The organism is Nonomuraea sp. NPDC050556 (assembly GCF_044457355.1).
Taxonomy (GTDB): domain Bacteria; phylum Actinomycetota; class Actinomycetes; order Streptosporangiales; family Streptosporangiaceae; genus Nonomuraea.
In genome coordinates this window covers 1,708,258-1,719,150 of record NZ_JBITGU010000001.1, presented here as the reverse complement: position 1 = coordinate 1,719,150, position 10,893 = coordinate 1,708,258, and the positions used below count along the sequence as shown (strand labels likewise).

Annotated in this window: 13 protein-coding genes; 6 read left to right on the top strand and 7 right to left on the bottom strand. The window is 70.7% G+C overall.

Annotated elements, in window-relative coordinates:
• Nucleotides 1–24: 24 nt before the first annotated feature.
• The 4 genes from ACIBG8_RS08715 to ACIBG8_RS08700 form a co-directional block, all read right to left on the bottom strand.
• On the bottom strand, nucleotides 25–1,461 hold the full coding sequence (locus ACIBG8_RS08715; protein WP_397342001.1) for an MFS transporter: 1,437 nt from the start codon (nucleotides 1,459–1,461) through the stop codon (nucleotides 25–27).
• A gap of 80 nt (nucleotides 1,462–1,541) precedes the next feature.
• Nucleotides 1,542–2,027 carry a MarR family winged helix-turn-helix transcriptional regulator gene (locus ACIBG8_RS08710; protein WP_397342000.1) on the bottom strand — a complete coding sequence of 162 codons (486 nt, stop codon included), beginning with the start codon at nucleotides 2,025–2,027 and terminating at the stop codon, nucleotides 1,542–1,544.
• 58 nt (nucleotides 2,028–2,085) lie between these two features.
• Entirely contained in the window at nucleotides 2,086–3,894 is a 1,809-nt protein-coding gene (locus ACIBG8_RS08705; protein ID WP_397341999.1) for an alkyl/aryl-sulfatase, read from the bottom strand.
• Nucleotides 3,895–3,922: 28 nt separating this feature from the next.
• Nucleotides 3,923–4,318: an SHOCT domain-containing protein gene (locus tag ACIBG8_RS08700; RefSeq protein WP_397341998.1), complete on the bottom strand. Its 396-nt coding sequence runs from the start codon at nucleotides 4,316–4,318 to the stop codon at nucleotides 3,923–3,925.
• Nucleotides 4,319–4,627: 309 nt separating this feature from the next.
• Between ACIBG8_RS08700 and ACIBG8_RS08695 the strand changes: the two genes are divergently transcribed.
• The 5 genes from ACIBG8_RS08695 (at nucleotide 4,628) to ACIBG8_RS08675 (ending at nucleotide 8,349) form a co-directional block, all read left to right on the top strand.
• Complete coding sequence (locus tag ACIBG8_RS08695) at nucleotides 4,628–5,230, top strand: hypothetical protein (protein ID WP_397341997.1); 603 nt, start codon at nucleotides 4,628–4,630, stop codon at nucleotides 5,228–5,230.
• Nucleotides 5,220–5,669, top strand: coding sequence for an RDD family protein (locus ACIBG8_RS08690; protein ID WP_397341996.1), 450 nt, complete (start codon nucleotides 5,220–5,222; stop codon nucleotides 5,667–5,669). Before ACIBG8_RS08695 ends, ACIBG8_RS08690 begins: the two co-directional genes overlap by 11 nt.
• Nucleotides 5,662–6,117, top strand: coding sequence for a hypothetical protein (locus tag ACIBG8_RS08685; RefSeq protein WP_397341995.1), 456 nt, complete (start codon nucleotides 5,662–5,664; stop codon nucleotides 6,115–6,117). Before ACIBG8_RS08690 ends, ACIBG8_RS08685 begins: the two co-directional genes overlap by 8 nt.
• An 85-nt stretch (nucleotides 6,118–6,202) precedes the next feature.
• Nucleotides 6,203–7,381: an NAD(P)/FAD-dependent oxidoreductase gene (locus tag ACIBG8_RS08680; protein WP_397341994.1), complete on the top strand. Its 1,179-nt coding sequence runs from the start codon at nucleotides 6,203–6,205 to the stop codon at nucleotides 7,379–7,381.
• A gap of 14 nt (nucleotides 7,382–7,395) precedes the next feature.
• Nucleotides 7,396–8,349 (top strand): sigma-70 family RNA polymerase sigma factor, encoded by a 954-nt coding sequence (locus tag ACIBG8_RS08675; RefSeq protein WP_397341993.1) that lies wholly within the window; start codon nucleotides 7,396–7,398, stop codon nucleotides 8,347–8,349.
• Here ACIBG8_RS08675 and ACIBG8_RS08670 read toward each other — a convergent pair whose 3' ends face one another.
• The 3 genes from ACIBG8_RS08670 to ACIBG8_RS08660 are packed head-to-tail and all read right to left on the bottom strand — an operon-like array spanning nucleotide 8,350 to nucleotide 9,893.
• Nucleotides 8,350–8,574, bottom strand: a complete 225-nt coding sequence (locus tag ACIBG8_RS08670; protein ID WP_397341992.1) for an anti-sigma factor family protein — start codon at nucleotides 8,572–8,574, stop codon at nucleotides 8,350–8,352.
• The gene (locus ACIBG8_RS08665) at nucleotides 8,571–9,170 is read right to left on the bottom strand and encodes an RNA polymerase sigma factor (RefSeq protein ID WP_397341991.1); all 600 of its coding nucleotides are present in this window, start codon (nucleotides 9,168–9,170) and stop codon (nucleotides 8,571–8,573) included. Before ACIBG8_RS08665 ends, ACIBG8_RS08670 begins: the two co-directional genes overlap by 4 nt.
• Before the next feature lie 24 nt (nucleotides 9,171–9,194).
• Nucleotides 9,195–9,893: a flavodoxin family protein gene (locus tag ACIBG8_RS08660; RefSeq protein ID WP_397341989.1), complete on the bottom strand. Its 699-nt coding sequence runs from the start codon at nucleotides 9,891–9,893 to the stop codon at nucleotides 9,195–9,197.
• Nucleotides 9,894–10,026: 133 nt separating this feature from the next.
• On the opposite strand from ACIBG8_RS08660, the gene ACIBG8_RS08655 reads away from it, so the two are divergent.
• Complete coding sequence (locus ACIBG8_RS08655) at nucleotides 10,027–10,881, top strand: hypothetical protein (protein WP_397341987.1); 855 nt, start codon at nucleotides 10,027–10,029, stop codon at nucleotides 10,879–10,881.
• Nucleotides 10,882–10,893: the final 12 nt, after the last annotated feature.

Genomic DNA, 10,893 nt, shown 5'->3' with positions numbered 1-10,893 from the left:
GAATCGTTTCCTGTCTGGGGTGGGTCAGGCGGCTGTGCTGAGCTGTGCGGCGGTGGCGACGGGCCTGGGCTGGCGCAGGAGGAGGAGCGCGGCGGCGAAGGCGGCCACGAGCAGGGCGGCGGCGACGGCGAAGGCCACGTGGTACCCGCCGGTCAGCGCGGCCGCCCTGTCCTGGCCCGCGGCCAGCAACCCGTCGGTGCGGGTGGCGGCCAGGGTGGAGAGTACGGCGACGCCGAACGCCATGCCGACCTGCTGCGTGGTGTTGAACAGCCCCGAGGCCAGGCCCGCGTCGTCCGCCCTGGCGCCGGACATGCCGAGCGCGGTCAGCGCGGGCAGGACCAGGCCGCCGCCCGCGATGAGCAGCATCACCGGGAGCAGGTCCGTGACGTAGTCGGCCCGCACGGGGATGCGCGCCAGCCAGCCCATCGCGCCCAGCAGCAGGACCAGCCCTGCCAGCAGGACGGCACGCTCACCGAACCGGGTGTTGAGCCTGGCCGAGACGAACAGGGACACCCCGCCGATGGCCAGCGCCGCAGGCAGCATCGCCAGGCCGGTCTGGAGCGCGCCGTAGCCGAGGACCTTCTGCATGTAGAGCGCGACGAGGATCTGGAAGGCGAACATGGCCGACAGGGTGAGGATCTGCACCAGGTTGGCGCCGGACACGTTGCGTGAGCGGAAGATCCGCAGCGGCATCAGCGGCGCCTTGGCGGTGGCCTGGCGCAGGACGAACGCGGCCAGCAGGACGAGCGACACCGCGCCGAGGCCGAGGGTGTGGGCGCCCAGCCAGCCGTACTGCTCGACCTTGACCACGGTGTAGATGCCCAGCATCAACCCGCTGGTGACCAGCAGGGCACCGACGACGTCGGCCCCGCCGGCGAGCCCGGCGCCGCGGTCGGCGGGCAGCACCCGGACGGCCAGGGCGATCGTGGCCAGCCCGATGGGCAGGTTGATCATGAAGATCCAGTGCCAGCTGAGCAGATCGGTCAGGACACCGCCCAGGACCTGGCCGATCGAGGCTCCGGCGGCGCCGGTGAAGCTGAAGACGCCGATCGCCTTGGCGCGCTCACCGGCCCCGGTGAACAACGTCACCAGGATGCCCAGCATGACGGCGGACGCCATGGCGCTGCCGACACCCTGCAGGAACCGGGCCACGATCAGCATGCCCGGCCCGGTCGCCACCGCGGCCAGCAACGACGCGGCGGTGAAGACCGCGTTCCCGGCGAGGAACATGACCTTGCGGCCGATGAGGTCGCCCAGCCGTCCAGCCAGCAGGAGCAGCCCGCCGAAGGCGATCAGGTAGGCGTTGACGGTCCAGCTGAGCCCTGCGGGCGAGAAGCCCAGGTCCCGTTGGATGGCGGGCATGGCCACGGTCACGATGCTGCCGTCCAGGATCGTCATCAGCATCGCGGCCGACAGCACGATGAGTGCCAGCCAGCGCGAGCGAGGTGCGGTGTCAAGCATGGGGGTTCTCCTGCTCCATCAGAGGTACAGGAGAAACCGTAGCAGATAGTTTTGTTGTAGACGATCCGTTGCGGACCTATTTACGCTTTCTGTCGTGCCCGCCTGGCGGTCTGCGGCGCCTCGGCCGGGGTTGCCAGATGTCCTGTGACCAGGCGATTCATCGCCCGCAGGAGCACCTCGCGCTCGTCGTCCGGCAGCGCGCCCAGGGTCGCGGAGTGCACGCCGTCGACGATCTCCTGGCTTCTCCTGGCCACCTCGGCGCCCTTCTCGGTGACCGCGATGATCCGGGCCCGCCGGTCCGTGCTGGACGGGCGGCGCTCGGCCAGGCCCGCCTTCTCCAGGGCGTCCACGGTGACCACCATCGTGGTCTTGTCCATGTCGCCGAGCTCGGCGAGCTGGATCTGGGTGCGCTCCTCCTCCAGGGCGTGGACGAGCACGCAGTGCATGCGCGCGGTCAGCCCGATCTCGGCGAGCGCGGCGGCCATCTGGGTTCTCAGGACGTGGCCGGCATGGTCCAGCAGGAACGACAGGTCCGGTTCTGTGCGGGCGGGCGCCATGGCAGTCATGCCCACAGCTTACCAAGTCGTTCCTTTACGGATTATCTGCTTCGTTCCTAAGCCGGTGCTACGGAGTGACGATGTTGAAGTTGCGGTCGGGGGTGTCCAGCAGACCCAGCAACGTGGCGATGGCCTGCGGGTCGCCCTCGGTTCGCACGCCGTCCATGCTCTGGGCGGCGACCATGCCGAGCAGTTGCGGCTTGGTCAGCGTCAGCGCGAGGTCGGCGGGTGTGCCGTCGTGGTTGTGGGTCTGGACGAGCACGCCGTTGGCCAGGCTGAGCCGTACCGTCTCCTGAAGGTCGGTGAAGGTGAAGTCGAAGGTCAGGCGGGCGTCCCAGGCGCGGGGGCCGTCGATGCGGATGGCCAGGGAGTCGAAGATCTGCTCGACGCTGAGGGCGCGGGCGACGTCCGGGCTGGCGCTGTCCAGGCTGGGGTCGGCCTTGTTGCCGCGCAGCTCGGCCGCGCCCTGGAGGTAGAAGTTGCGCCACGGGCCGTTCTCGGCGCCGTGGCCCAGCTTGTCGTAGACCTCGGCGAGCAGCTCGCGGGCCGCGCTGTTGTCCGGGTCGTCGAAGATCACGTAGTTGAGTACCTGGGCGGCCCAGCGCAGCTCGCCGTCCGCCAGCGCCTGACGGGCCTTGGGCAGGATCGCCGCAGCGCCGCCCATGTACTCCACGTGCTTGCGTGCCGACTCCTCCGGCGGCAGTTCCCACAGGTGGGCGGGGTTGCCGTCGAACCAGCCCATGTAGCGCTGGTAGATGGCCTTGACGTTGTGCGAGACGGAGCCGTAGTAGCCGCGCGCGTGCCAGGACTGCTCCAGCGCGGGCGGGAGCTGGATCATCTCGGCGATCTCGGTGCCGTTGTATCCCTGGTTGAGCATGCGCAGGGTCTGGTCGTGCAGGTAGGCGTACAGGTCGCGCTGCTGGCCCAGGAACGCCGTCAGCTCCGCCGTACCCCAGGTCGGCCAGTGATGGGAGGCGAACAGCACGTCCGAGCCGCCCGCGAACAGCTCGATGGCCTCGGTCAGGTAGCGGGCCCACACGCGCGGGTCGCGGACCAGGGCGCCGCGCAGGGTGAGGAGGTTGTGCAGGTTGTGGGTGGCGTTCTCGGCCATGCACAGGGCGCGCCGGTCGGGCAGGGAGAAGTTCATCTCCGCCGGGGCCTCGGTGCCGGGGGTGAGCTGGAAGACGAAGCGGACGCCGTCGATCGTCTCCTCCTGCCCGGTCTGGGTGATGTGCAGGTTCGGCTCGATGAGGGAGATCGTGCCGGTGGAGGTGGTCTGGCCGAGCCCGGCGCCGATCTGGGCCGCCGGACCCTTGGCCAGCTCCGCGCCGTACATGTAGACCGCGCGGCGGTTCATGGCGGTGCCCGCGTAGACGTTCTCGGCTACGGCGTGCTCCAGGAACCCGGACGGGGCGATGATCGGGATGTCCGCGCCGTCGGGCACGACGCCGCGCACGCCGCCGAAGTGGTCGGCGTGGGAGTGGGTGTAGATGACGGCTTTGACCGGGCGGTCGCCGCGGTGCTCGCGGTAGAGCCTGAGCGCCGCGGCGGCGGGCTCGGCCGACAGGAGCGGGTCGACGATGATGACGCCGGTGTCGCCCTCGATGAAGGTGATGTTGGACAGGTCGAACCCGCGCACCTGGTAGATGCCCTCGGCCACCTCGTACAGGCCGTGCTTGGCGCACAGCTGGGACTGCCGCCACAGGCTCGCGTTGGCCGTGTCCGGGCACTCGCCGTCGAGGAAGGCGTACCACTCCAGGTCCCAGACCACCCTCCCGGCGGGGTCGGTGATCTTCGTGTCCGAGGCGGTGGCGATGAAGCCCCTGTCGGCGTTGGTGAAGTCGGTACGGTCGTCGAACGAGGGCAGAACAGTCACAGGGTGTCTCCCGGTCTTTGAAGGGCGATCAGGCGAGGACTTTGGCCTTGGCCTTCTCGTACTCGTCGTCGGAGATCGCGCCGCGCTGCTTGAGGTCGGCGAACTTCTCCAGCTGCTCGGCGACGCTGGGTTCCGAGGATCCACCGGCGGTTTTGCGGATGTAGTCCTGGAGGGCCTGTTCCTGCTGCTGGGCGCGGCTGGCCTGGCGCTGGTTCATGGAACCGCCCCTGGCGATCAGGTAGATCAGGACGCCGAGGTAGGGCAGGACGATCACCAGGATGGTCCAGCCCGCCTTGCCCCAGCCGCTCAGGTCGTCGCTGGAGAAGATGTCCATGACGATCCGGACGAGGAGGAACAGCCACATGACCCAGATGAAGAACCACATCATGGTCCAGAACAGATTGAGTAGCGGGTAATCGTCCATGAGTTGTCCCCTCCTGGTGCTCGTTGCCGGGAATTTCCCCATTCCGGGTGAATGGCGAGCACCGGCACCGGCAAAGAATCGGTAGGCCCGCCCTTCTCTGGTGCGCATCACGGGAAACGTGCACGCATGACGGAAGCCGCGGGGCAGCGATCCACGGTCGCGATGGTCCCTGCTGAAAGTCCTGGTGACCCTGGGGCTGTTCTCCCTGATCGTCAGCGTGGTCGGCTGGGGGCTGAGCCTGCTGCTCGGCGTCTGAGTCTTGGTCGGCCCTTTGCCTAGGACGGGGCGGTCAGCGGGAATGCTCCGGAGATGACGACGCAAGACAAGAGCACCCTGGGCGCGATGTCGAGGGTGTGCCTGGGCATGGTGGTCCTGCTGGAGCGGCAGGTCCGCGAGGCGCTCACCTCCCAGCCGGGCAAGGTGGGCGAGACCACCGCGATCATGCTGGGCATGGCGGATCGTACGGCTCACGCCGTACGCGACTCGCTGGACCGGGGCAAGAAGGCCGTCGCCGACCCGGTCGGCACCGGCAGGGCGCTGGCATCCTCCCGCCCCCTGTCCTGGCTCGCGGAGCCCGTGCGCGGAGCCCTGTCCACGGTGTCCTCCCGCCTCGACGGCTTCGCCACCCAGGGGCGTACGGTGGCCGACACGGCGGGCGGCGAGGCAGCCGAGTTCCTCAAGGTGGAGTCCGACAAAGCGATCGCCTGGGCGAGAACCACCGTCATCCCGCCGATCGTGGAGGACCTGGCCAACAACGACAAGATCCGCGATCTGGTGTTCAAGCAGGCGCTCGGCGCGGTCACCGACACCCGTCGCACGGTCTCCGGCGTCGCCAGCGATGCCGACGCCCGCGTGGAGGCCGGATTCCAGCGGCTCCTGAGGCGCGGCGAGCCGGTCGTCGATGAGACCTGACGCCTACGCCGGACTCGTCTCCCGGGCGGTGGCGCTCCTCATCGACGTGCTGGTCCTGCTGGTGGGCACGGCGGCGCTCTACATCGTGCTCATCGAAGGCTCGAACCTCATGCTCGGCGGCACCCCCTCCTGGGTACGGCCCGCCACCGGCGTCCTGGTCAGCGCCCTGCCGACGGCGTACTTCACCCTCGCCTGGTGGCTGACCGGGCAGACGGCCGGGGACATGCTCATGGGCGTGACGGTCGTCAGAGCCGACGGCGCCCGCCTCGGCTTCCTCCGCGCGTTTCTGCGCGCCCTGGTCGGGCTGGCCCTGGCGCCGCTGTGGCTGGCAGGGATGATCACCACCCTCGTGGACGGCAGGCGGCGCTCGCTGCTCGACATGGCCTTCGGCACCGCCGTCCAGTACGCCGAGACCCAGCCGACCGTGCAACATGCCTGACCTGTCGGCGGGAACCCACCTGACCTCCACCGACGGCGCCTGCCTGATGGAGCTGGTGTCGGTCCTGGCAGGGGAGCGCTTCAGCGACCACCCGCGCTGCACCCAGCCGGTGGTGGCGACCGTGGCCCGCATGGTCAACGACGAGGTCTCCGACCCCGTACGGCAGAGCCTCGCGTCGCTCGCGCCCGCGCTGATCACCGGTGGCGGCGTCGAGGACTCGGCGCGGGTCGTGCTCGCCTGCGTGGGCCGGGGGCGGCACCAGGCGCTGGCCCGCCGCCTCGCGCCTCTGGTGCGGCGGTCACGGCTGATCGCCTACTGGTACACGCGCGGCCCGGCGCACCACGCGATCCGCTCCGCCGTACGGCAGGCCCGGCACCTGCCACCGGCCGACCGGGACGCCGCCCTCGTCGCCCTGCTGAACGCGGCCATCACGGCCACCGCTGTGTGACCCATGCCACATCCCGTTCCTGTCAGCAATCGGGGCGCTGTCTCGCTCAACCCGGAGAGAGCAGGCGATCCGACGGGAGCACCTCATGACACACCGCATCGTCGTCCTCGGCGCCGGTTACGCCGGGGCCTACGTGGCCGGGACCCTGGCTCGGCGGCTGTCCCCTGCGGACACCGAGATCACCGTGGTCAACGCCGAGCCGCACTTCGTCGAGCGGTTGCGGCTGCACCAGCTCGCCGCCGGCCAGGTGATCGAGGCACGGAAGCTGACCGACGTCTTCGCGGGCACGGGGGTACGGCTGCGCCTGGCCCGCGTCACGGCCGTCGATCCCGAACGTCAGGTCGTCGACGTGGCCGATGCCCACGGCGGCGGGGAGCTCGCCTACGACACCCTCCTCTACGCGCTCGGCAGCGCCGTAGCCGACCACGGCGTTCCGGGCGTCGCCGAGCACGCCTTCCACGTCACGACCCGCCCGGCGGCGCTGCGCCTGCGGGAGCGTCTCGACGGCCTCGGCGCGGGCGGAAGGGTGCTGGTCGTCGGCGACGGACTGACCGGCATCGAGACCGCCACCGAGCTCGCGGAGTCCCGGCCGAACCTGTCGGTGGCGCTGGTCGCCCGCGGCGAGCTGGGCGCCCGGCTGTCCGCCGGGGCCCGCGGCCACCTGCGCAGGGCCTGTGACCGGCTGGGCGTCACCGTCCTGGAGCACACCTGCGTCGAAGCCGTCGAGGCGACGCGGGTGCGGTGCGCCGACGGCACCATCGTGGCGTCCGACGCCACCGTGTGGGCGGCCGGGTTCGCGGTGAACCCGATCGCCGCCGCGAGCGGGCTGGAGGTCACCGGGAACGGTCAGATCATCGTCGACCGGACCATGCGCTCGGTCTCGCACCAGAACGTCTACGCCGCGGGCGACAGCGCCCACGCCATCGGTGACAACGGCCTGCCGATGCCGATGTCCTGCGCCTCGGCCGGGTTCACCGGGATGCGGGCCATGAAGGCCATCGTGGGACGCCTGACCGGCCGCGAGGTAAATGGCACCAAGCTGAGGTACGTGGGCAACCACATCAGCCTCGGGCGGCGGGACGGGATCCTGCAGCCGGTCGACGGCGAAGCGCGGGCGCGACCGGCGTACGTGGGCGGCCGCACGGCCGCGAGGATCAAGCTGGGCATCCTCAGGATGTCGCTGTGGACCATCGCGCACCCGACCTTCCGCCTGCCCGCGCGCAGGCACCGCCTGGCCATCGAGCAGCCGAAGGCCCTGAAATAGCTAGGGTGGACCGCGTGGACAGCAGCGCCACCGACCCCTTCGACACCGGCCGGTTCGAGGCCAGCCGGAACCGGCTGGCCTCGCTGGCGTACCGGTTGCTGGGCTCCGCGGCCGACGCGGAAGACGCCGTGCAGGACGCGTTCCTGCACTGGCAGGCCGCCGACCGGCAGCGGATCGAGGTGCCCGAGGCATGGCTGACCAAGGTCGTCACCAATCTGTGCATCGACCGGCTCCGCTCGGCACAGGCCCGCCGCGAGCGCAGCGCCGGCGCCTGGCTGCCGGAACCACTCCTCGACGGCGACCCGATGCTCGGCCCCGCCGACACCTTCGAGCAGCGCGAATCGGTCTCGCTGGCCGTACTCACCCTCATGGAACACCTGTCACCCGTGGAGCGGGCCGTCTACATCCTGCGCGAAGCGTTCTCGTACGGCCACGCCGAGATCGCCGGGATGCTCGACATCACCGAGTCCGCGAGCCAGCAGCACCTCCACCGGGCCAGGCACCGCATCACCGCCGGGCGCCGCCGCGGCGCCGAGGTCGACCCGGCCTCCGCCCGCAGGATCGTGGCGGAGTTCCTCTTCGCCGCCTCCTCCGGCCGGACGGAACGGTTGGTGCCGCTGCTCACCGACGACGCGATCGCGATCTCCGACGGCGCCGGTCTGGCCGAGAAGCTGCTGCGGTACGACACGCCGGAGCGCATCGCCGCCGTCGCCAGGGCCGGTCTCAAGCCCACCCCCGCGAAGCGGCGGCTCGCCGGTGGCACGCTCGCCATCCACTACGCGTCGGTCAACGGCGCTCCCGCGATCCTCTTCGTGCTCGCCGACCGGGTCGTCGGCGTCCTGGCGTTCGACCTCGCCAACGGCAGGGTCGCAACCGTGATCGGCATCGCGGCCGCCACCCGCCTGGTCCGCCTCGCCGAGGCCTGGCGGCAGCGTGAACCGGGCACGCCGCTCATCGCCCAGTGGTGATCACGTCCGATACCAGTCGCGGAACGCGGCGAGGAGGCGGTCGCGCACGCCGGGGTCCGGGGGTGGCGGGACCAGGTCGCCCACCACACTGGCGACCGTGCGGAACTGGTCCAGGTAGCGTTCGCAGCCCTCGCACTCGGCCAGGTGCGCCTCGAAGCGCTCGCGGTCGGCCAGCTCGCCGTCGAGGTAGGCGGTGACGAGTTCGACGAGCTCGGCGCAGGTCATGCCCGCCGCTCCATGTACTTCTCCATACGCTCCCGTACGGCTGCGCGGGCGCGGTGCAGCACCACCCGCTGGTTGATCGCGGTGATCTCCAGGATCTCGCAGACCTCCGCCGAGCTGTAGCCCTCGGCGTCCCGCAACGTGATCACGGCCCGCTGCCGCGGCGGCAGCCCGGCGAGGGCGGCGCCGATCTGCTCGCGCACCTCGGCGGCCAGCGCCGCGCCCTCCGGGTCTGGCCAGGCGGCGGGGAACTCCTTCCAGTGCCCGTCGCGGAACCGCGCCGGGTCGACCGTGGGGGAGGCGACGCTGCTCCAGGGCACCGTACGGCTCTCGCTCGCGCCGCGCTTCTTGGCGGTGTTGACCAGGATCCGGTACACCCACGTCTTGAACGCCGACCGCCCCTGGAAACCGGCCAGCCCCCGCAGCACCCCCAGCCAGGTGTCCTGCAGCACCTCCTGCGCCGAGTCGTCGGTCGAGACGTAGGCGCGGGCGAGCCACAGCATGTTCCGCGACCAGGCGTCCAGCAGGGATGCGAACATCGTCTCGTCGCCCGCGCGCAGCGCCGCGACGATGTCCGCATCCTGCGGCAGAGACGCCATGCGCCCATCATGCGGGTTTCTCCGCTAGCGGTACTCGGGATTCTCGAAGTCGAACCGGCACCCCGCGTCCCACTCCGAGCGCTGGTTGCCGTGCGCGGGGATGCCACCGGCGTCCTTGAGCATGCGGGCCAGGTGGAGCAGGTTCCACGTCATGAACGTGGTGTTGCGGTTGGTGAAGTCGTTCTCCGGCCCGCCGGAGCCCGGGTCGAGGTAGGAGGGGCCGGGCCCGGCCGCGCCGATCCAGCCCGCGTCGGCCTGCGGCGGGATCAGGTAGCCCAGGTGCTGCAGGCTGTAGAGGACGTTCATGGCGCAGTGCTTGACGCCGTCCTCGTTGCCGGTGATCAGGCAGCCGCCCACGCGCCCGTAGTAGGCGTACTGTCCCGCGTCGTTGAGCAGGCTGGAGCAGGCGTACAGCCGCTCGATGACCTTCTTGGTGACCGAGCTGTTGTCGCCCAGCCAGATCGGTCCGGCGATGACGAGGATGTCGGCGGCGAGCACGCGCTGGTAGATGGCGGGCCACTCATCGCTTTCCCAGCCGTGCTCGGTCATGTCCGGCCACACGCCGGTGGCGATGTCGTGGTCGACCGCGCGCAGCTGGTCCACCTGGACGCCCTGCTTCTCCATGATGTGCGCGCTGACGTCGATCAGTCCCTGGGTGTGGCTGCGTTCCGGCCCCCGCTTGAGCGTGCAGTTGATGAACAGGGCCCGCAGATCGTTGTACATGCGCGTCAGTGTCGGAATCACGGCCAGGCGTTACGCCGTAGATGTGCGCACTCCGCGTGTGCATTCGTGCACAGAACGCGCCCCCTCTCGGTGGTGCCATGACGGGCATCAGCTCAAACCCTGGGAGGACCCCATGAAGATCATCGCCACGGTCGCCCTGGCCGCCGCCGCGCTCGCCGGGCAGCTCGTCACCACCGCCGCCGCGTCGGCCGCGGTGCCCGGCCGTACCGCCGTCTTCGCCAACTCCGCCGGCGACTCCACCGCGAGCAAGACCGCCCGCGCCTTCTGCCCGTCGGGCACCGTCGTGGTCGGCGGGGGTGCGGCGCTGCAGGCGCTGGGCAGCGACTCGGTCAAGTTCAGGACCGTCACGCCGTTCCGCTCCGTGGTCGACGGACGCTACGGGTACACCGTCATCGCCGAGGAACTGCGCCCCTTCGCCTCGAACTGGAGCGTCGCCGCGCGGGCGATCTGCGCCCCCGCGCCCGCCGGATACGAGATCAGAAGCGTCACCGTCGCCGGCAGCTCGGTCACCCCCAAGACCGCCGCGGCGACCTGCTCGCCCGGACGCAAGGCGCTCGCCCCTGGGGGCACCGTGCGCGGATCCAACCAGGTCACCCTGCGCGGCGCCGTGGTCAACAACGCCCGTGACGGCGCCTTCGCCATCGGCGACGAGGTGGTGGCCGGGTTCTCGGGCACCTGGGACATGATCGCCACCGTCGTGTGCGCCAACCAGCCCACCGGCTACGCGGTGGTCGAGAACCAGGTCGCCTCGAACGGCCAGCCCGACAGCGCCGTCCAGGTCACCTGCCCGCCCGGGACCACGGTGCACGGCACCGGCGGGCTGATCATCCCGAGTACGGCGGGCGACACCCACCTGTACTCCTTCACCTCCGTCGAGCCCAACCTCGTCCTCATCCGGGCCCACCGCTCCACCCCCACCCAGAACGGCACGTGGCAACTACGCGCCCAGGCGACCTGCGCCGCCTGACCCGCCGACGCC